This is a genomic window from Paenibacillus sp. ACRRY (assembly GCF_022346995.1).
Lineage (GTDB): Bacteria > Bacillota > Bacilli > Paenibacillales > Paenibacillaceae > Paenibacillus.
On the sequence record NZ_JAKRNM010000005.1, the window covers coordinates 238816 to 261098 of the forward strand.

The 22283-nt window shown below is 47.1% G+C and carries 14 protein-coding genes; 11 read left to right on the forward strand and 3 right to left on the reverse strand.

Going from position 1 to position 22283, the window contains the following annotated elements; all coding sequences use genetic code 11:
* Positions 1-53: 53 nt before the first annotated feature.
* The 4 genes from MH144_RS19500 to MH144_RS19515 all read left to right on the forward strand — a co-directional run bounded on the left by MH144_RS19500 (position 54) and on the right by MH144_RS19515 (position 8617).
* On the forward strand, positions 54-1652 hold the full coding sequence (locus MH144_RS19500) for a type 2 periplasmic-binding domain-containing protein (protein ID WP_239303140.1): 1599 nt from the start codon (positions 54-56) through the stop codon (positions 1650-1652).
* 133 nt (positions 1653-1785) lie between these two features.
* Entirely contained in the window at positions 1786-3951 is a 2166-nt protein-coding gene (gene bglX, locus MH144_RS19505; RefSeq protein WP_239303151.1) for a beta-glucosidase BglX, read from the forward strand.
* A gap of 120 nt (positions 3952-4071) precedes the next feature.
* A complete protein-coding gene (locus MH144_RS19510; RefSeq protein ID WP_239303168.1) occupies positions 4072-7443 on the forward strand; it encodes a GH36-type glycosyl hydrolase domain-containing protein in 3372 nt (1123 codons plus the stop codon).
* A 157-nt stretch (positions 7444-7600) separates the two neighbouring features.
* A complete protein-coding gene (locus MH144_RS19515; protein WP_239303170.1) occupies positions 7601-8617 on the forward strand; it encodes a LacI family DNA-binding transcriptional regulator in 1017 nt (338 codons plus the stop codon).
* Positions 8618-8963: 346 nt separating this feature from the next.
* Here the strand turns inward: MH144_RS19515 and MH144_RS19520 are convergent, their stop codons facing one another.
* The gene (locus tag MH144_RS19520) at positions 8964-10028 is read right to left on the reverse strand and encodes a phosphodiester glycosidase family protein (protein WP_239303172.1); all 1065 of its coding nucleotides are present in this window, start codon (positions 10026-10028) and stop codon (positions 8964-8966) included.
* A complete protein-coding gene (locus tag MH144_RS19525; RefSeq protein ID WP_095359067.1) occupies positions 10025-10435 on the reverse strand; it encodes a uroporphyrinogen-III C-methyltransferase in 411 nt (136 codons plus the stop codon). Before MH144_RS19525 ends, MH144_RS19520 begins: the two co-directional genes overlap by 4 nt.
* Positions 10436-10865: 430 nt before the next feature.
* Between MH144_RS19525 and MH144_RS19530 the strand changes: the two genes are divergently transcribed.
* From MH144_RS19530 to MH144_RS19540, 3 genes are all read left to right on the forward strand, one after another.
* A complete protein-coding gene (locus MH144_RS19530; protein ID WP_095359066.1) occupies positions 10866-11522 on the forward strand; it encodes a response regulator transcription factor in 657 nt (218 codons plus the stop codon).
* A gap of 139 nt (positions 11523-11661) precedes the next feature.
* Positions 11662-12885, forward strand: a complete 1224-nt coding sequence (locus tag MH144_RS19535; RefSeq protein ID WP_239303174.1) for an aminotransferase-like domain-containing protein — start codon at positions 11662-11664, stop codon at positions 12883-12885.
* Between the two features lie 185 nt (positions 12886-13070).
* Complete coding sequence (locus tag MH144_RS19540) at positions 13071-13760, forward strand: FMN-dependent NADH-azoreductase (RefSeq protein ID WP_481857377.1); 690 nt, start codon at positions 13071-13073, stop codon at positions 13758-13760.
* A 103-nt stretch (positions 13761-13863) separates the two neighbouring features.
* Here the strand turns inward: MH144_RS19540 and MH144_RS19545 are convergent, their stop codons facing one another.
* Positions 13864-14727 carry a DUF2161 domain-containing phosphodiesterase gene (locus MH144_RS19545; protein WP_239303183.1) on the reverse strand — a complete coding sequence of 288 codons (864 nt, stop codon included), beginning with the start codon at positions 14725-14727 and terminating at the stop codon, positions 13864-13866.
* 358 nt (positions 14728-15085) lie between these two features.
* On the opposite strand from MH144_RS19545, the gene MH144_RS19550 reads away from it, so the two are divergent.
* From MH144_RS19550 to MH144_RS19565, 4 genes are all read left to right on the forward strand, one after another.
* Positions 15086-16981, forward strand: coding sequence for a PrkA family serine protein kinase (locus tag MH144_RS19550; protein ID WP_095288253.1), 1896 nt, complete (start codon positions 15086-15088; stop codon positions 16979-16981).
* Positions 16982-17226: 245 nt separating this feature from the next.
* Positions 17227-18231 carry a globin-coupled sensor protein gene (locus MH144_RS19555; protein ID WP_239303185.1) on the forward strand — a complete coding sequence of 335 codons (1005 nt, stop codon included), beginning with the start codon at positions 17227-17229 and terminating at the stop codon, positions 18229-18231.
* Positions 18232-18361: 130 nt separating this feature from the next.
* Positions 18362-19366 (forward strand): LacI family DNA-binding transcriptional regulator, encoded by a 1005-nt coding sequence (locus tag MH144_RS19560; protein WP_239303187.1) that lies wholly within the window; start codon positions 18362-18364, stop codon positions 19364-19366.
* Between the two features lie 355 nt (positions 19367-19721).
* Positions 19722-22202 (forward strand): EAL domain-containing protein, encoded by a 2481-nt coding sequence (locus MH144_RS19565; protein WP_239303198.1) that lies wholly within the window; start codon positions 19722-19724, stop codon positions 22200-22202.
* Positions 22203-22283: the final 81 nt, after the last annotated feature.

Sequence of the window (22283 nt, forward strand, 5' to 3'; positions counted from 1 at the left end):
ATACGTATAGGATTTTGACTTGAAATTCTACTAAAAAACATGGGGGTAAAAGCATGAAGACGAACAAAAAGTTGTCTGTTAGATCCATTTTTGCCATCACGCTTTGTATGTTGATGTTGGTGGTGACAGCTTGTTCCAGTAGTAGTTCGGAAGGTAGCAACGAGAAGGATGCAGAGGGAAATTATACAGATAACCTGACCATCTCTGTAGCTAACCTGACGGAAGTAAAAAACGGGAACATGGATAATGAGTTCCATAAATTCTGGACAGACAAATTCAATGTAACTTGGGATTACAACTATATTGATTGGGACTCCTGGGGCGAGAAACTTCGCCTGTGGATCAACTCAGGTGATTTGCCGGATGTATCCGTATGGAACTATGTTCACGGTGATGCCTTGAACAATATTGATCAAGGACTCTTCTACAAATTCCCGGACGACTGGAAGGAACGTTGGCCGAACGTGGCAGCAGCTTACAACTTGACAGGACTCGGAGATAAGTTGGAAGAACTGACTGGCGGAACGTATCTCTTGCCTAGACCAATTTATTATGAGAACAAGCCTGCTGATCCACTGACAAACCAAATCGGGGTAATTGCTCTCCGTAAAGACTGGGCTGAAGCGGTTGGTTTCGAGTTGAAAGATGCATATACAACATCTGAAATTAATGAATATGCTGCGCTTGTGAAAGAAAAAGATCCAGGCAAAGTAGGCAACAAACTTGTACCTCTCTCCTACAATGCAGCAGACGCTATGACAAACATGATCATGCCGAACAGTGTGCATGCCATGACGGATTCTCCGTTCTATAAAGGTGAAGATGGTCAGTTCCATTGGGGACCAGCAGATCCTGAGACGCTGACAGGACTGAAATTGATGCAAAAAGCCTATAAGGATGGATTGCTCAATCCGGAGTTCTACACATGGAAAAACAATGAAGGTCAAAACAACTTTAAAGTAACAGGTACTGCTGCAGTTACAAGTCTGGGTGGATTGGCTTCATACAGACAAGGTTTGGACACTGATATGAGAAAGAACCTGGGTGTAGATAGTGATGAGCTGGTACACACGGCAATCGTTCTTGGAGATGACGGAAAATACCGTAACTTGGAGCAAGCAAACTTCTGGTCCGCGCTGATTTTCAACCCTGAGATCAGTGACGAGAAATTTGAACGGATTATGGACCTGATCGACTACTCCGCAACAAAAGAAGGACAGCTGCTTATTAACATGGGCTTCGAAGGAACGGACTGGAAATATGATGAAAACAACGAACTGGTTAGCTTGTTGCCAGAAGGAACAGTTCTGGAAGACAAATACCCAGCACGCTTCGAAGGTCTGTATCTTCTGGGTGACGACTTCAGTGTTGTAAACCCTGCTATTAAAAAGGATTACCGTGATAGAGCCGTAAAACTGTTCGAGGAAAAAGCAAAACTCGGTACAGAAGGCCAATCGCTCGCAACATACGACTGGGATGTCAACCTGTACGATTCCAAAGCTAAGAGTCAGGCTTCATTCGATTACCAAAACGAATATGCCAACCTGATCCTCAAAAGTGGAGATCTGGAAGCTAACTGGAAAGAATGGGTGAACAGCAAGATGTCCCTGGTTCAACCTTACCTGGATGAACTGAACAACGAATTCAAGTAATCATTCAGTAGTTAACAAGATGGGACATGACAGGACGATTCTGTCGGCCCACCATTCTGAACCCGGTGCGCGGTCTCTCCCCGAACGCAGCCGGGTTCTTTATTTCAACAACATGCAGTGGAGGATAACAGCTATGAATAATGAGCAGTTGCTTGACTTGGTCAAACAGATGACGCTGGAGGAGAAAACGGCACAGCTTCTACAATTGACCGCCAATTTTTACGAGGGAACAGAAACCCAAGGCCAGATTACCGGACCGATGGAAGAGATGGGCATTACAGAGCAATCTGTCGTTGCCAGTGGCTCCATTCTCGGCTTGTCAGGCGCACAGGCCATTATTGATGTACAGCAAGCCTATCTGAAGAAAAGCCGTCTCGGTATTCCGCTGTTGTTTATGGCGGATGTCGTGCATGGTTTTAAAACGATTTTCCCGATTCCACTGGCGATTGGCTGTTCATGGGATACGGACTTGGCTGAGAAAAGCGCAGAGATTGCTGCCCGTGAATCAGCAGTCTCCGGTTTGCATGTGACATTTGCGCCAATGGTGGATCTGGTTCGTGACCCGCGCTGGGGCCGGGTGATGGAGACGACAGGCGAAGATCCGTATCTCAACAGCCTGTTTTCGGCCGCTTTTGTACGTGGATATCAGGGAGACAGTTTGAAAGATGATCCGGAACGTCTCGCTGCCTGCGTCAAACATTTTGCAGCGTATGGTGCTGCTGAAGGCGGACGTGACTATAACACGGTAGATATGTCCGAGCGCAATCTGCGTGAGTATTATTTGCCAGCATACAAAGCTGCCTTGGATGCAGGCGTCGAAATGGTGATGGCTTCGTTCAATACGGTAGATGGTATCCCAGCGAGCGGTAATGAAAAGTTGATGCGTGACATTTTACGTGACGAGTGGGGCTTTGATGGTGTATTGATCTCGGATTGGGCTTCCATCCGCGAGATGATTGCGCATGGTGCAGCTGAGGATGATCGTGAAGCGGCATACCGTGCCATTCGTGCAGGCGTGGATATCGAGATGATGACCCCTTGTTATGTTAATCATCTGCCTGAGCTGATCCAGAGCGGTGAAGTGGAAGAGAAGCTTATCGATGAGGCAGTACTCCGCATATTGCAGCTAAAAGAAAAACTGGGATTGTTCGACAATCCACTCCGTGCCGCTGACCCGGAACGCGAACGCGAGATTGTATTCTCGAAGGAACATCGTCAAGTATCCTACGAGCTTGCAACCAAATCGGCAGTTTTACTGAAAAATGATAACAGCGCACTTCCGCTTCAGCCGGAAGCAAACATCGCATTGATCGGGCCTTTTGCCCAAAGTGAAGACATTCTCGGCTGGTGGTCTTGTGAAGGCGTGAAGGCGGATGCGGTCAAGCTGGGAACGGCACTGCAGAAGCGTCTGCAGGACGGACAGGTTCATATCGCCCAAGGAAGCGGCGTTCACACGATCACATCGGAACAAATCGCTGAAGCCATGGAAACGGCGAGCAAAGCGGACCTTATCGTTCTGGCTCTGGGTGAAGATTCTGAAATGAGCGGTGAAGGTGGTTCGCGTACCGATATTCGTCTGCCGGCAGCTCAGCTTGAACTCATCAAACAGTTGAAGACGACAGGTAAACCGATGGCTAGCGTGATTTTTAATGGACGTCCTTTGGATCTGCATGGCGTGTTTGAAGAATCGGATGCCGTTCTTGAAGCGTGGTTCCCTGGTAGTGAAGGCGGAGCAGCAATTGCTGATGTTCTCACAGGCGCAGTGAATCCATCTGCACGTCTGACGATGTCGTTCCCGCAATCCGTAGGTCAGATCCCTGTATATTATAACCATTTCAATACAGGACGTCCTTTGAACCCGGAGAAAACGGAAGAACGTTATGTTTCGAAGTATATGGATAGCCCGAACGATCCACTGCTTCCGTTTGGTTATGGATTGTCATACACCACGTTTGAATATGGTGATTTGGAGGTATCCAGCCAGGAGATGACTGCCGATCAAGCGATCAGCATCCAGGTTTGTGTAACGAATACCGGACAGCGCGCAGGTGTGGAGACCGTTCAACTATATGTGCGTGATGTAACCGGTGAGGTAGTACGTCCAATGCGTGAGCTGAAGGGCTATGTGAAACTTGCACTCGCGCCAGGCGAGAGCGGTACGGCAACATTTTCGTTAAATGAGGAACAACTTCGCTATCATCATTCCGATCTGACTTACCGCAGTGACAAAGGGACATTCCAGATTTTTGTCGGACCCAACAGCCGCGATACCCTGGAAAGCACGTTCAAGTTGGTGTAATGAATGCATGTTGCGGTAAGCGATTGGATTTTAGAATAAAAATGCAGTGAAGCTGCACTACCTTCTTCCATTCCTGCTTGGCAGGGGAAGGAGGCAGGATAGGAGGATATGAATAGATACATGAATACGATGACTAGATCGCAAATCAACATTCAAGCCGGCGAACTGAATTTTACCTTCTGGGAGAGCGGTGATTTGTTCCAGGCTGTAAGTGGACAGGCCATGATCAATCAATTAATGACAAGCCCGGTGGACGGGGCCATGAATAATCTCTATTTGCGTTTTCATGACGAATCAAGTATTCGTTTTGTTCGAATGCTCGGTATCCATTCCGACAGCCAGGTTCATCAGGATGGAGAGCGCTTGGTGTGGGCGGGAAATGCGGAAGGTGTGACTTATCAGGTTGTTTTTGCACCGACAGCTCAGGGAGTCTGGTTCTGGGATGTTACGGTTAACGGCCAGGGGGAAAAAGTGGATGTCATCTACGGCCAAGACATTGGCATAGCTGACCCAGGAGCGGTACGAAGCAATGAAGCCTATCTTTCGCAATATATCGATCATGCCGTATTTGAGGATGACAAATGGGGTTATGTCGTAGCTTCCCGGCAAAATCAGCCCCAGGGCGGGGTATTTCCTTATGTGCAGCAGGGGTCTTTAACTCGTGCTACGGGGTATTCAACCGATGGATTCCAGTTCTTTGGCTTAAGTTACAAGGAAACGAACATTCCGGAAAGCCTGCTTAAACCGTCGCTGGCAAATGAAGTATATCAATATGAATTTGCATATACTGCCCTTCAGTCAGAAACTGTGGTTTTGAATGGCGAAGCCCGCTTTGTATTCTACGGCCTTTTCCAGGCGAATCATGCGGCAGCCATCAAGCAACTGGAATACAAGGATGTGGTGGAACAAGTCTGGAACGAGTATGAAGCGAAGCGTGCTGGGAACGTTTCGCTTGCAGCTGGCTCTGCCAACGCTTTGTCTAAAGTGTCCCTGAACCCGGCTCTGGGTGAGCCGCTTCGTACTTTGGCTATGTCTGAAGACGAAGTGAATGCCCGTTTCCCGGCTTCAACAAGACATCAGGAAGAACGTGCTGATGGCGAACTGCTGGCATTTTTCACAGACACATATGAGCATATTGTTCTCAAGGAAAAAGAAATGCGCGTGGAGCGTCCGCACGGTCATATTCTGATGAGTGGAAACAATGTGAAACTGGGCGAGAATGTAATTACGACGACTTCCTATATGTACGGTATTTTCAACTCACACATCGTTGTGGGCAATACGAACTTTAACAAAATGATGAGCAATGCCCGCAGTGCGCTGAATATCGCGAAATCCTCCGGTCAGCGGATCTACGTGGAGATGGACGGAGTCTTCCATTTACTCACTATGCCGTCACTCTTCGAGATGGGCTTCAACTATGTACGCTGGTATTACAAAACGGCTCAGGACACGCTGATTGTCACGAACTATACAACACTGGATACTCCTGAAATACGACTGCATGTGAAATCGGAAAAAGGAATGGCCTATCGCTACCTGATCACCAATCAGATCACCATGAATGTGAATGAATATGATTTGCCTGCCCGTGTTACTGAACAGAACGGTGAACTTCGCATTAAAGCGAATATGGACAGCCTCAGCGCCAAGGAATACCCGAATCTGGAATATCGCATGTCGATGAGCGGAGCGGGAGTGAAGGTTGGCGACGAGACCCGATTGGCGAGTGGTGTGAACCCTGGAGACGGTTCTCTTTTCACTTTGCAGCTGGGAAGTACGGATGAATGGACAATGACCATTCAAGGCCTGCTTGAAGGAGAAAGTGTGGAGTTGTCCACACGCAGCTTCGAGGAGGAAGTGGATACTTATCGTGCGTTTTATGCGGAAGTCATGAACGGGTTCCATCTGTCACGTCCTGGGAAGCCGAATGCAGATGAGTTGTTCAAGGTCAATGCACTTGCATGGTGGTATACCCATAATATGTTGGTCCATTACTCCGTTCCGCATGGCTTGGAGCAATATGGTGGGGCAGCTTGGGGAACACGGGATGTATGTCAGGGGCCTGTCGAATACTTTATGGCTACACAGAAATATGAGCAGGTCCGCGATATATTGAAAATGGTGTATTCGCACCAGTATGAGGATGACGGCAACTGGCCGCAATGGTTCATGTTTGACCGTTATTTCAAAATTCAGCAGGAAGAGAGCCATGGAGATATCATCGTATGGCCGCTTAAAGTACTGAGCGACTACCTGATTGCTACCAAGGATTACTCCATACTGGATGAAGAGGTTCCTTACACCGTTAAACATGGTTTCCATTTTAGTGAAGAGAAAGCATCGGTGCTGGAGCATGCGCAGAAAGAGCTCGAATATATCCGCAGCCACTTCCTGCACGATACATTCCTTTCCTCGTATGGTGATGGAGACTGGGATGATACACTTCAACCCGCCAATGCCCAATTGAAACAGTATATGGTCAGCAGCTGGACCGTTGCCCTTACGTACCAAACACTGAGCCAGCTATCCAGAGCACTTGTGCCTGTTAAGCCGGAATTAGCGGCAGAATTAAGCAGCATGGCTGCAGGTGTTAAAAAGGACTTCAACAAATATATGCTGGATACCGATGTTATTCCTGGTTTCGTATATATGGAAGACCCGGAGCAAGCCAAACGGATGCTGCATCCGGATGACAGCGAGACTGGCATTCAGTACCGTCTGTTGCCGATGACGCGCAGCATGATTGCCGAGCTTCTGGAGCCTGAACAGGCGGCGTCCCATTATCGTTTGATTAAGGAAAAATTGTTCTGCCCTGACGGTGTACGGCTTATGAACCGTCCAGCCCAATACGATGGAGGGGTAAGCACACATTTCAAGCGTGCAGAACAAGCGTCTAACTTCGGTCGTGAAGTTGGCCTGCAATATGTTCATGCACATATTCGCTACATTGAAGCCATGGCGAAGCTTGGCAATCCCGAGGAAGTATGGAACGGCCTTGGCATCATCAACCCTGTGGGTATTCAGCAAGTTGTGCCTAATGCGGATCTCCGCCAAAGCAATGCTTACTTCAGCAGTTCTGATGGTAAATTTAACAACCGCTATGATGCACAGGAGCAGTTCGATAAGCTTCGCACCGGTGATGTTCAGGTAAAAGGCGGTTGGAGAATCTATTCCAGCGGACCAGGGATTTACATGAACCAACTGATCTCGAATGCACTGGGCATTCGTCAAGAGGAAGAGGATCTCGTACTCGATCCAATCCTTCCGGCAAGTCTGGATGGCCTGCACTTTGATTTCCTATATAACGGTAAGAAAGTGACCTTTGTCTATCATCTTAGCGGAGAAACGGTACAACGTGTGCTGTTGAACGGCAAGGAACTGGAGACGACGAGACTGCAACAGGCTTATCGTCAAGGGGGACTGCGTATTTCACGTACAACCCTCGAACAGGGTCTGGGCGAAGGTAACGTGATTGAGATTTACAGTTAAACAATGCATGCAAAACAACTCTGGGGATAAAAGCGATCGAAAGATGATTCTGTAACCAGGGTATCATCAAATAAAGGTTAATCCGTTTACCAAATATTCAAAAAGTCAGGTCCTCCAGCCCGGAGGGCCTGATGAACATAACAGGGGAGCGAAGATTGTGGTCAGTATCAAGGATATCGCCAAAAAGGCGGGAGTTTCGATCTCCACCGTGTCTTATGCGCTGAATGGCAGCAATAAAGTGACAGATGAGACCAGTTCCAAAATTTTGGCTATTGCCAAAGAGCTGAACTATGTTCCGAATGCTGCCGCAAGAACGTTGAAGAAGAGGGAATCCAAAATTCTCGGGGTATTTCTGACAGACTTTAGCGGAGATGTATACGGGGATTTACTTAGTGGCATGAAAACGGTCTGTAACGCTCAGGGTTATGACTTGATCGTCTGCAGTGGCAAGCAGTCCCACCGGATGCTTCCGGAGCGAATGATTGACGGGGCAGTTATTCTCGATCATACCTTTGCCAGCGAGGAATTGCTGCAATATGCCGACCGGGGACATAAAATTGTCGTTCTTGACCGTGAGCTTAACCATCCGAACATCAATCAGGTACTGCTCGATAACAAGGCGGGAGCTACACTGGCGATGGAGCATCTGATTGAGCAGGGACATACGAAGATTTATGTCGTAACGGGTCCTGAAGGTTCATTTGACTCGGCACAGCGGATGAAAGCAGTACGGCAAGTGACCGAGCGGGAAGCAAATGTGGAATGGATCGAGATTGTGGGTGACTTTGAGAAAAGTGGCGGAGAGCAGGCTGCTGAGTTGATTATTCAAGAGTATACGAGACCGGCTGCGGTATTCTGTCTCAATGACGAGATGGCCATTGGGCTGTGTAATCGCTTGGCCGAAAGTGAGCTGCAGATTGGCCGGGATATTGATGTGATCGGTTTTGACAACATTGAACTGAGCAAGTATGTTCAACCAAGGCTGGTGACCATTGATTATTCCAAAAGGAAATGGGGTTCCCTTGCAGCGGAGCAGTTAATCAAAATTATTGCCGGAGAACCGGTGGATCATGAGCGGATCTACGTTACATTGGTAGATGGCGGGTCAGTCTGCAGTCAGGTTCCACAAGAGATCCCATCACCCATTCGACATGAGCGGGCGGTTAGTTCTTGATGCCAATGGCTGGACATGCAAATTGTATCCTTACGAATAGCTTCAACGATGTCGGTGCTGTACCCCGAGAGACAAGGCTTAGAAGAATTACAGCATTCTTTTAAGCCTTGTCTCTTGGTATATTAACAAAATAAAAAAGCCTCTCACAAGAGAGGCTTGGCCATTAAAGGCCCTTGGTTTTGTCGTTGTTGTAGGCTGCAGTGAAAATGCCTGTCATAAACAATGCAAGTACGATTGCGATAATCCAGAATGTCAATGAGAACGACATACACTTGCCACCTCCTGTACATTTAGCACTTTCTTCTATTATAACCAATAAAGGAAGAAAAGGAATGCCTATACATAATCATTTGTAAAATAAAAAGTGAGTAGGCACAGGTCTGAGATTGCCATCTGATGGATGATTCACGACCCGATTGTTCAGGATTAGCGAGGAGGAGCCGCCGCCATCCAGATTGTAGGCATCCACTACGCCCAGTTTGTATAATCGACCCTGAAGCTCTTCAAGAGTGGCACCAGAGCTTCCGCTTTCGTTGTATCCATCCACGACGATAATAAGCAGCTGATCATCCTTGTAATTGCCAATTACGGTACGCGGGGCCCTCTTGGGGGACACCTTCCACTTGGCAGGAATGGCTGTTTTCTTGCCGTTCTGAAGCAGGACAGGTACAAAAGTTGCGCCGAACTGTGGTTTGAGGCGGTCCAGGGAGTTTTTATCAAAAAATTTGCCGCCTACCAGTTCGCCTGTATCGTTAAGCCCTACAAAAAACAGATCCTTGAAGCTGGCTTGGAAGCCGTTCACATATTTACCGTCCATGACCGTAGTGCTGAGCGGATATCGTTTCCCGCCGCTATCTGCGAATCCGCCTGCATTGATTCCGGCGATCGCACCATTTCGCTTAACGGCCTGCATGGTTGTCTCCGCTTTTCCAGGTTCGCTGCTCAGAGCCATTTTCATGGCCGTAGGGTCCTTCAGTTTAACTTTCATCGCGTACCCCTTATACGTGCCTGGGTTTACTCGGTAGAGTTCAATCGTAAGCCGGTCACTGTTAACCCGTTCAATGGGAACGCCAAGCTTGGAGGAAATACGCTGATTGTATATCGTTTCCGGACGTGCGGCTTGTACCGACGCCGATTGTACGATGGTAGACATCGTACTGGTCGTACGATTATACAGCTCTGTCGTTCTTTTAATAGAAGAAGAAGTTTGAACGGCAGCTTCCTTGGCCCCAGCAAGCTCCTGGCGTATAGCCTGGGTCTGGGGAGTAACGGTTTCCTCTGACAGTCCGGAATGAATTAATTCCCCGGGTTCAAACGGGGGGCGAAGCAGCAGCAAACAGATGATCAATCCAATAAAAGGAGCAAGTGCAAGCATAAAAAAACGATTAACCTGTTTTACGGGTGTAATCATTTGAGCAGGTCCATCTTTTTCTGGAGAGTTTCCAGTTGCTTTTTGACTTCGCTCAGCTGTGTGTACAATTTATTGCTGTTATCCGTTTTGTCGCTTGCATTATCCTTAGTAAACGTCAGTAGCTCATTGAAGGATTGAACTTGTCCCTGCAGGTCGGCTACTTCCTTCGATATCGTTGTTAGCTGATTTTCGTAATCCGCTTTTAGCGCGGCAATCTGCTGCTGATTATGGGCCTGAATCTGACTAAGCATCTGCTTCTGAAGATGGTTACTATAGTAGTAGGTTCCCACAACTCCCAGTGCAATGAGAACAATCCACATGACCAGAAAAAGCTTGACTGAAGATCCGGCCTTGCCTTTGGCGCTCCGGGTGTGATGGATGTCAGAAGGTTGAGCAGAAGGTTTCATATCATCACTCCTGGTTATTAATAGGTACAAAAAAAATTCCAATCCTCATTCTATCATGCCACTATTGATTACGCAAAAATGAAATTCTTTAAGTAATAGGACAAAAAGAGATTGCATCGGATGGAAGTCCTAGGATACAATTTCTTATAGATGCAATAAGTAGGAACTTTGGGCATGATTTTCGACCTTTTTAGCTAGAGATACAGGAAAATTATACTATATTTTGCATGAGTGAGGCATATATATTGCAATGTCATGATGCAGTTTTGATGAAATAAAGCAGTTGTATCGCTGCTTGGCTATTTATTCATCAAATTTCGACATTATTCGACTTTACTTCTTCTATACGTGGACTGTCGCAAGTATGGTAATAGAATCAGGCAAAAAAGTAGAAAAGTATTTGTCCAATACATAACCAGGGGGAACAATCATGAAAAAAGTATGGCAGGTGGTCATCGTAGATATCCACCCCACCAGCATGCTGGGTACCAAATTGATATTGGAAGAGCAGCAGGATTTACTTGTACGGGGGATGACCTCAACAGGTACAGAAGGACTAGAATTGGTGAAGATCCATCAACCCGATCTCATTTTAATGGATTATCGGCTTCCTGAAGGGCAAGCAGATCCATATATTACTCAGATGAAAAATGCATCCGTGCATAGTCATGTTATTATTTTGACAGATGAAGACAATGTGAAGCTGTTTCGTCATCTTATGGGTCTTGGTGCAAGCGGCATGCTGTCGAAACAGGCTTCCCCTAGCCAGCTGATTCACCTTATTTCCGGGTTGCGGGAGGGATGCGTATCCATTCCGATCTCCTGGCTTACAAGCACTGAATGGGCTCAACCATCTGACTCTCCGGGAGAAGAATTTCTGGTGGAACTGACAGAAACCGAAACTTTTATCATGGAAAGAATTGTTCAGGGCGTAACCTATGATAAAATAGCCAGTGAGATTAACGTCAGCCGACGTTCCATTGATAACTATCTGCGCAAAATCTATGTGAAGCTGGATGTAAGCAGCCGCGCGCAAGCTATTGAACGCTATGCCTTATATGCGAGACAGGCCAAGACACTCTCCTGATAACCGTTCTTCATTATAAAGGTGCAGGCTTTGAATCAGGAGGCAGGTCCGATCGTCATATTCGGCGTTCAGCAGGAATAGGTTGAAGTGGCTGTGGACTGCGAGCACAGTTCGGAATTGATGAAAGGGGAACGGACCGATGAAATATTTCTTCGCCTCCCGTACAAACAGGCTGTTGTCTTCGCCACTCCGGGATATTCGTGAGATGTCTGGCCGGGATTATTTCATTTCTCTGGCCGAAGAGTTACCTGCAGAGGAATTATTTCCGTTCAAGCTGCTGGAAGAAGCGGCCGTGTCTGTATTCAGTTCTGGGCCATCTGCTCTTCAGTATGGTGAGCCGGCAGGCTACAGGCCTTTGAGAGAATGGCTGGACACGGACTGGAATATCCGAAAAGACATACGTACAGTGCCAGAGCAGATTTTATTAACCACAGGAACCCAGCAGGCGATTGATTTGGTGATGCGTCTGCTGCTGGAGCCGGGGGATTCTGTGTTGGTAGAACATCCTACCTCTCCGGGCTGTCTTGAAGTTCTGGAAATGCAAGGGGCCAAAATTGTGCCTGTACCTGGAGATTCAGATGGCATATTGCCAGATCTATTGGAGCACCACATGCAGCAGCTTAGACCGAAGCTGCTTTTTGCTGCGCCAAGCTTCTCTAATCCGACTGGCATGTTATGGTCCATGGAACGGAGAGAGGCGGTGCTTGATCTGTGCTCTCGTTACGGGGTTTTGCTTGTAGAGGATGACTCGTATGGCGAACTGCACTTCGACGGTTTGGAGACGGCGGACTTTTATCGCAGGTTTCCTTCGTTATTTGCGCTCGATACTGCTGATCAAGGCGGGCATGTACTATATATTGGTTCGTTCAGCAAAACGGTTGCACCTGCACTTCGCACGGGCTGGGCAGCAGGACATCCTGCCTTGATACAAGCCATGGCTTCGGTCAAACGGATTGCAGACGGGCAATCCAGTCCAATGAATCAGCGATTATTATATCAGCTGCTCGCCCAGTCTCCATTTAAATGGAGTGACCATCTCTCCATGCTAAACCGGGAGTACAAAATCAGACTGAAGCTGATGCTTGAGTTGCTCAAAAGGCCTGGCTGGAAAGGGGTTCAATATACCATCCCCAAAGGGGGCATGTATCTGTGGATTCAACTTCCCGAGGGGCTGGATAGCGGAGCATTGCTCAAAGTGGCACTTTCCAAAGGTGTGTCCTTTCTGCCAGGTTCTCTCTGTTCCACAGGCGTCCAGGATCACCGTCACATTCGATTGAATTTTAGTCATCCTGGACGCGACGAGCTGCTGCTGGGCATGAACCTGATCAGTGAAGCCATCTCAGAATTCACTGCCCGCAATTAGCGGAATGTTAAAATGAGCGAGAGCGGCTTCCTCTAAAAGAAAGTGAGAACTGCGATTCCTAAGTAAATAAGATGAAATTTAGAAGAACAAATAAAGGGATATCATAACCCAAAGTAATTACGTTATTGCATCCACTAACATTTTTATATATAATATGATTTAATGAGTTGTTATTTTCTTTCTATATGCTGTATTCAACGCGATTTCAGGAGAAGCACTCATATATTTTAACTAACGGGGGAACGAACATGTCCAACATTTTATTTGTAAAAGCAAACGACCGTCCTGCGGATCAAGCAGTCAGCGTCAAATTGTACGATGCATTTTTGAGCGCATACAAAGAATCTCACCCAGGTGACACCATCACTGAGTTGGATCTCTACAATACAGATATCCCTTACTACGGTAACACTGTAATTACAGGTGGATATAAAGCAGCTAACGGTATCGAAGCAACTGCTGAAGAGCAGCAAGCTGCTGCACTCGCAGCACAATTGCAAGATCAATTCCTGGCAGCTGACAAAGTGGTATTTGCATTCCCACTGTGGAACTTCACTGTTCCTGCACCACTGGTAAACTACATTTCCTACCTGAGCCAAGCTGGAAAAATGTTCAAATACACAGCTGAAGGCCCTGTAGGTTTGGTTGGCGACAAAAAAGTGGCATTGCTGAATGCACGTGGCGGCGTTTACTCTGTTGAGCCAATGGCATCTGCTGAAATGTCCGTAAAATATGTAACAAACGTACTGAACTTCTGGGGTATCCAAAACCCTGAGCTCGTTATCGTTGAAGGTCACAATGCTTCACCTGATCGTTCCCAAGAGATCGTTGATGCTGGCCTGAAATTGGCAACTGAAGTAGCAGCAAGCTTCTAATCGCTATTATATAGAATTATTTAGAAAGAGCCTGTGATCTCCTCGGAGATTACAGGCTCTTTTGTATGCAACATAATTACTGCAATTATTTATTTTCATCTATTTATTTATTTTGGGACAACGGGCCAGAAGCTTTGCCTTGGTGTACCAGATACTGCTCTCTTGCCTCCGCAATTTCCCCTAGCTGTTCCACAATAAAATCCTCGGGAGAGTCCAGACTCCCTGGCACCATTAGATGATGTTCTAATGTATCATGGTCTTCCAGCATATGAGAATGCTCGGTAAGGGCTTGAGCCCCTTTGATCGTAAGTACGTATTTTCCGCGTGACAATCGTTCGAACCAACCATAGTAATTTTTCTGCAAAATGGCTGCAGCAGATCCAACTCCGGTTTGTCTCGCAAGCACGGCAGGGGAGGCTTCGCCTTGGGTTCGCAGGGCAGAAGCGACACGCAGCGCCTTCTCCCGATATGCGGTTACCAGCTGCCTGCGGGTACTGCCGCCCGTGTTATAGTCTCCGCTGCGTTCTTCAAATTCCCGCAGCAGCCGCTGACGCCTTACTCCACCTTTACGGGAAGAAGTCTGGTTTGTACCGTTCATTGCCGCAGGCTCGCATAGCACATCAATGAGTGGTGATTTTGTCTTGTAGAACGTCACCGTAATCAGGCCAAGCCCAAGCTGGTGGCACAGTGCTGTGAGTTCGCTCCAGCGCTGGTTAACAGCCCCGCGTTTGCTCCGGTTGCGCTCTACAGCCAGATAAACGAACGGACTAAGTTTTAGTCTCTGCATCCCCTGGAGCAACAACGAAAGATTGAAGGTCTTTTTCATCTCCACAATAAGGGGCTCGTCTTGATCAGATCTGACTCCGACGAGGTCACAGTGTTTGACTTCTGCCTTGATCAGGAATCCCTGCTTCTCGAAAAATGCTTTTAGAGGCGAATATAACTCGGTCTCGTATTTTACTGCCATCGTTCCTGCTCCTTTCTTAAGAAGTTGTCCGTGACGGGACGTTGTCCGGTTTCCTGAATTTAGAACCTTAATTATATCATAACCGTGCTTTTTTTTCTGAGGGCACAAGATGTCTGATAGAACAGGGAAAAGGAGAAATTATGAACCGTGAATTGAAAAAAAGAGGTCAACTTATCCGATTTGCCGCATAGGTATGTAATACACTTTTCACAACAAAACAAGACGTTTGGACAGAGGGTGGCGGGACTAATCCGGACCGCAGATTGGTATTCAAGCAGGAGCTGCAATTCTATTGATTTCTTCATACCATTCGGAATGGTTGACAATCACACTAAAGGAGCCATGGGAGGTACCAAGCATGAATATTTTTGAACGCGTTGCGGAATATCGGGCAGAGAGTGACCGTTTGTCTTGGAATGGAACATTTGAAGATTATATTGCTTTGCTGAGAGAGGACCCGACTCCGGCGATGACGGCTCACGCACGAGTGTACCAGATGATTGAATCGTTTGGGGTGGAAGAAGTCGGGGGGCATAAACGGTACAAGTTTTTTGAACAGGAAATTTTCGGGCTGGATCGCTCCATTGAGAAGCTGGTCGAGGAATATTTCCATTCGGCAGCACGCCGTCTGGATGTACGGAAACGGATCTTGCTCCTTATGGGTCCTGTAAGTGGAGGCAAGTCGACGCTCGTCACATTGCTGAAGCGGGGTCTTGAACAGTTCTCGCGGACTGAAAAGGGTGCCGTTTACGCCATCGAGGGATGCCCGATGCATGAGGAACCCCTGCACTTAATCCCTCTGGAGCTTCGTCCCGAAGTGGAAAAGGAGATTGGTGTTCGCATTGAGGGCAACCTGTGCCCATCTTGCCAGATGAGACTACGTACCGAATATGGCGGGGATATCAGCCGCGTCAAGGTAGAACGGGTTATCATCTCCGAGGACAACCGAATAGGAATCGGAACATTTAGTCCGTCCGATCCGAAGTCACAGGATATCGCAGATCTCACAGGCAGCATCGACTTCTCGACCATTACCGAGTTCGGTTCCGAATCCGACCCGCGTGCGTATCGTTTTGACGGCGAGTTAAACAAGGCGAATCGTGGATTGATGGAGTTCCAGGAGATGTTGAAATGTGATGAAAAGTTTCTGTGGAACCTCTTATCGCTAACGCAGGAGGGCAATTTCAAAGCAGGCCGGTTTGCCTTAATCAGTGCCGATGAAATGATTGTTGCTCATACCAATGAGTCCGAGTACAAATCATTTATCTCGAATAAAAAGAATGAAGCCCTGCAATCCCGGATGATTGTTATGCCTATCCCATATAATCTGAAGGTCTCCGAAGAAGAGAAGATTTATGGAAAGCTCATTCAGCAAAGTGACATGAAACATGTTCATATTGCGCCGCATGCGCTGCGGACCGCAGCTATTTTCTCCATACTTACCCGCTTGAAGGAAACGAAAAAACAAGGCATGGATCTCGTTAAAAAGATGCGGATGTATGATGGTGAGGAAGTTGAGGGTTACAAGGAAGCCGATCTGCGTGAAATGCAAAATGAGTATCTGGATGAAGGTATGTCCGGCATTGATCCACGTTATGTCATCAACCGGATATCCAGTGCTTTGATTAAGCAAAACCTTCAGTGCATTAACGCGTTGGATATTTTGCGGGCAATCAAGGACGGTCTGGATCAGCATGCTTCCATTACCAAAGAAGAACGCGAGCGTTACCTGAACTTTATTGCTCTGGCGCGTAAAGAATATGATGAACTGGCCAAGAAGGAAGTGCAAAAAGCATTTGTGTATTCGTTTGAAGAGTCTGCCAAAACGCTGTTCGAAAACTACCTCGATAACATCGAGGCCTTCTGCAACTGGTCCAAAATCCGTGACCCGTTAACCGATGAGGAGATGGATCCGGATGAGCGTTTAATGCGTTCAATTGAGGAGCAGATCGGTATATCCGAAAATGCGAAAAAAGCATTCCGGGAAGAGATTCTGATCCGTATCTCAGCATACTCCCGCAAAGAGCGCAAGTTTGAATACAGCAGCCACGACCGACTGCGGGAAGCGATTGAAAAGAAGCTGTTTGCAGACCTGAAAGACATCGTCAAGATTACGACTTCAACCAAAACACCAGATGCTACACAATTGAAACGGATGAACGAGGTCATCAAACGATTAATTGAAGAACATGGATATACGGCAGCCAGCGCAAATGAACTGCTGCGTTATGTGGGCAGTCTGTTGAATCGCTAACTGTATCAAAACCATTCCGGATCAGGCTCCTGATGCCTGCTGTGAGGCTCCTTCACGGCAGGTGAAGGGGTCTTTTTGCATGAACAGTTGATAAAACAAGCGAAAAAACTGACACCATAAGTTAAATTCGTGACAAATTAGTTCTAATGGTTTATGTAAATTTAGGTCATTTAGTCTATAATCGGTACAGTAATTTTACAAATTGGTGATTTTTAGTAGTTATTAAGGAGTTGACGGAACTAGTTATGAGTATTACTGCAGCAAGACAAAAGCAACTCGATTATATTGGTCTGACAAAAGCAGATCTTCAATTGCTTGCCGACCACAGGCCGGTATTCCAGAAGGTTGTGCATGACGTGGTGGATCACTTCTACAATCATGTCGGGAGGTATCCTGAGCTTGCAGAAATGATCACCCGGTTTTCTTCCATTGAACGGTTGAAGGAAACGCAGCAAATGTACTGGCTGTCCATGACTGACGGCATAGTGGACGAGGCTTATATTGAACAGCGTATTGCCATTGGATTAGTGCATTCACGCATTGGATTATCTGAAGATTATTATCTGGGGACATATATGGTTTATCTCGATATTGCAACAAGCATCTTTCAGCAAGTCATCCCTGAGTCCTGGCATCGTGTTATTCAGGCGCTGAGCAAAATGTTTAATCTCGACTCCCAGCTTGTTCTTGAAGCTTATGAGAAGAAGGAAAAGGAAAAACTGAATCAGCTTGCTGAAGAACAGGAGCATACTTTGCAGGCGGTTACGCAGATTACCCAGCAACTTACGGGAATGATCTGCGAATTGAACGAGAATGCCCAGGCTATTTCCGATGTTGCGAGAGAAACGGCTGCCTCACAGGATCAAGCCCATGAATTGCTGGAGGCATTAACAGATGAGATCCATCAGATCGGCAAGATGGGAGAACTCATTCGTGAAATTTCGGAGCAAAGCCATCTGGTTGGTCTGAACGCAGCCATCGAAGCTGCGCATGCAGGCGAATTCGGACGGGGGTTCGAGGTTGTTGCAAGTGAAGTCCGGAAGCTCGCAGCCAGTTCACGTGAGGCACAGGGGAAAATCCAGGCGAACCTCGAACAGATTATGAGGAAGCTTGGAAGTGTACAACAAGAATCGCAGCACACATCTCAAGGAGCGAGACGCCAAGCTTCCCGTTCGGAGGAACTTGCTGTATTCGCAACCACGATGGAGAATCTTGCCCTCGATCTGAGAAAATTGGACAGGCAAATATAGGCTGTTAGCACTCCAGTATCCTGCGATACCGTTTCTGGCTGTTTTAAGCTATAATGGGTAGACAAACCTGCCGAATGACATAGTAAATGCAGCCGGAGACAGGGGATTTGAAAGAGGTTGAGGTGATCAGGTGGCTTCTATCCATGATGTGGCCAAAGAAGCGGGCGTATCTGTTGCAACCGTTTCCAAAGTGCTGAACGATTATCCCGATGTAAGTGACAAAACTCGCAAAAAAGTCAATATAGCCATCGAACTATTGAAATATCAACCGAATGTAGTGGCTCGCGGACTTGTAAAACGCCGTTCTTGGACGGTAGGGGTGCTGCTCACGGTTCCCTTTACCAATCCGTTTGTTTCAGAATTGCTGGAAGGTATCAAGACAGCACTGGAGAATAGCGGTTATGATCTTGTCCGTTTGTCCACACGTTTCGACGATCCGGGATACTCGTTTATCAAACATTGCCGCAGCCGGAATGTGGATGGCGTTGTTGTGTTCGGAGAAGGAAGAGACAACAAAAGTATCGAGGAATTGGTTCAAGCAGAGATCCCGACCATGTTTATTGACACGGATTTGTTTGGCAAACGGGCCGGGTATATTACTACGGATAATTCCAATGCCATTGCAATGAGCGTCAAGCATTTGCATGAGCTGGGCCATCACAAGATAGCCTATATTTCGGGTACACTGGGACCTGCTGTAGCCAATCTTCGGCTGGAAGGCTACCGTGAAGGACTGCGCGAATGCGGTATTCCGTATTCCACAGTTTATCTCGAAGTATGTGATTATTCCTTCGAAGAGGGAAGTAAGGCAGCACGGCGATTGCTGGCATTGAAAGATCAACCAACAGGGATCGTCTGCGCTTCAGACATGGCTGCATTCGGTGCGATTCATGAAATTGAGAAACACGGTCTAAGCGTGCCTGAGGACATTTCGGTCGTTGGCTTCGACAATACGTATTACGCTCAGGTATTTAAGCCTGGATTAACTACGATTAATCAAAACATCTATTCTATCGGCATCAAGTCGATTGAGTATTTGATTGCGATGATTGAAAACCCGGATTACTCTCCGCCGGTTGTTACGGAGCCGTCCAATCTGGTTGTCCGGCAGACCACTGCACCTGTCAAAGAGTGACGGTCGCGAATAAGCACAGCCGCTCTGGCTGTGCTTATTGAGTGTGTAAAACGAGAGAAGACTACATAGATGCCCTTAAGGAATCTTCATGTTCAATGGCTTCATTCTTGAAGTTTAAATACCTGTATTAATGGTCCGTATTACTGGAAAAAAGTGTTGATTTCCGTCACTAGGACGTTTAGACTATAAACATCACTATTAACGGGTTTCTGATGTATGACTGCCGTGCTATGAAAGCTGGTGGTCACGAGTCAAAATGAAACGAAGGGAGTGCCTGTCACCCGGACAGTGCACTGCCTTCTTTTTTACATTATGCCTACATACAAGATACTTCCCGGTTGAAAGGAAAGACAGAGTGGAACACCTACATGGAACGTATAACTTGGAACTGGTTGTTTTATCTTACATTATTGCTGCTCTTGCATCATACGCTGCACTTGACCTTGCTGGCCGGGTAAGCTTGGCAAAAGGAATATCTAGAAGGATATGGCTTGCCAGCGGAGCCATGTCCATGGGGCTTGGCATCTGGTCCATGCATTTTGTGGGCATGCTGGCTTTTGTTCTTCCCATGCACGTGTCCTATTCCATGGACAAAGTCGTCCTGTCCGTCCTGCTCGCGGTTGCTGCATCAGGGATTGCGTTACACATTGCAGGCCGGAAATCGGGCAGTGGGCGCCAGATTGTTGTCGCCGGTCTGCTCATGACTGCGGGCATCACCAGCATGCACTATGTGGGTATGGCTGCCATGTCCGTTCCAATCAGTTACGAGGCAGACATGGTGTTTGCTTCTGTACTCATCGCAGCAGGTGCCTCCTTTGCAGCACTATGGCTTATGTTTTATTTGAGCCAGCACCGGACGCGGTTTACATGGGTTTACAAATTGGGCAGTGGGCTCATTATGGGGCTGGGAATTACAGGTATGCATTACACAGGGATGTCCGCTGCGCAATTTCATCAGCATTCGCATGCACAGATGGTAACTTCCATGATGCAGATTGAACCGGGGTTATTGGCGTACCTGGTTGCAGCAGGTACGTTCCTTACTCTTGGATTGACACTCTTTGGCATTTATATCAATCAACGAATGTCCATGAAAGATCAGCGAATTCGTGAAAATGAGCAGTGGTATCAAGCTCTGTATGAGAACCATTCAGACGCCATTATATCGGTAAACAATGAGGGAATTGTCAAAGGATTAAATGCGGCAGTTACGCGTATTACAGGATATCCGGAGCGACTGGTGATTAATCGTTCTCTGGATGAAATATCGAAGCATATTGATATCCACTGGAGTTCGAATCAGCTTCAAAGCTTGGATTTATCGGGTGCAAGCCTGGAACAACGTTATTATACGGCAAGTATGAAAGGGATTCATGGACAGCACTTGGATTTAAGCATTAGTGTAGTACCTGTTTTGATTGAAGGCAGCGATGTTGGCAGCCATATTTTGATCAAGGATATTACCGAGGAGAAGCAGGCACAGGAGATGATTCGTCATCAGGCCACACATGATCCGCTTACCGGCCTGCCAAACAGACGTAAACTGGATGAGGTTTTGGCTGAAACAATTGCAACTTCCGTGATATCCAATCATTCGTTCGCCGTAATGGTGATGGATATCGACCGTTTCAAAATGATCAATGATTCACTGGGCCATTCCATTGGAGATGTTTTTCTTAGGGAGGTCAGCGACCGAATTCTTAAGGCAATCCGTGCATCCGATCCTAAAGGCATGGATAACGTGATGCTGGCCCGAATGGGTGGTGACGAATTCACACTCGTCGTCATGAACGAGCAGGGGAATGAGGAACGTGTGGCGAGCTTGGCAGAGCAAATTGTTGGAGCCATCCAATTACCGTACCGGTTAAAAGAGAATGATTTTTACGTTACAGCCAGTATCGGTATTGCCATGTACCCGGAACATGGAACGGAAGTGGATACCCTGTTGAAGCATGCGGACACTGCCATGTATGAAGTGAAGAAAAATGGCAAAAACGGATTTCAGTTCTATACCACACAACTGGATTCCGAATTGTATGAGCGGATTGAGCTGGAGGGATATCTGCGCAAAGCGCTTGAACGCGATGAATTGCTCCTGTATTACCAGCCGCAGATTCGCACAGCAGATAGCCGGATGATCGGCGTGGAAGCCCTGATTCGCTGGAATCATCCACATAAGGGGATTTTGTCACCAAATTTGTTCATTCCCATTGCCGAGGAAACGGGTATCATCTATGACATAGGGAACTGGACGCTGCGGGAAGCCTGCAGGCAGATGAAACAATGGCATGCCAGCGGCGGTCCGTTGATTCCGGTGTCAGTAAACCTGTCGAGCCAGCAATTCCATCAGTCCAATCTCGTGGAGCAAGTTCAGAATGCCCTGGCAGAAACAGGGCTGGAAGCCCGCTACCTGGAACTTGAAATTACGGAAAGCATGATGATGGATGCTTCCGTCTCAACAGGCATTCTGAATGAACTTACTTCACTCGGAGTCAAGATTAGTCTGGATGACTTCGGTACAGGGTACAGCTCGCTGAGTTACCTGAAGCATTTTCCGATTCATAAGCTGAAGATCGACCGTTCGTTTGTTACAGACATCACCGAGAATCAGAGTGACCAGGCGATTGTCGGGACCATTATCACCATGGCACAGAATCTGAAGATGGATGTTATTGCAGAAGGCATTGAGACCAAAGGACAATTGGATATCCTGATGCAGAACGACTGCCGGGAAATTCAGGGATATTACTTTAGCCGTCCATTGCCAGCAAGTGAAGTGGAACAAGATTTCTTTGTTCCGCTGCGCCTGCCGGGAAATCCCATCATTCTTGGATAAGTAAGTTTGTTTAGATATGCCAAGCGGCAAGTCCCCGCCATCTGCCAGGGACTTGCCGCTTTTTTTGGTACGCTTTTATAT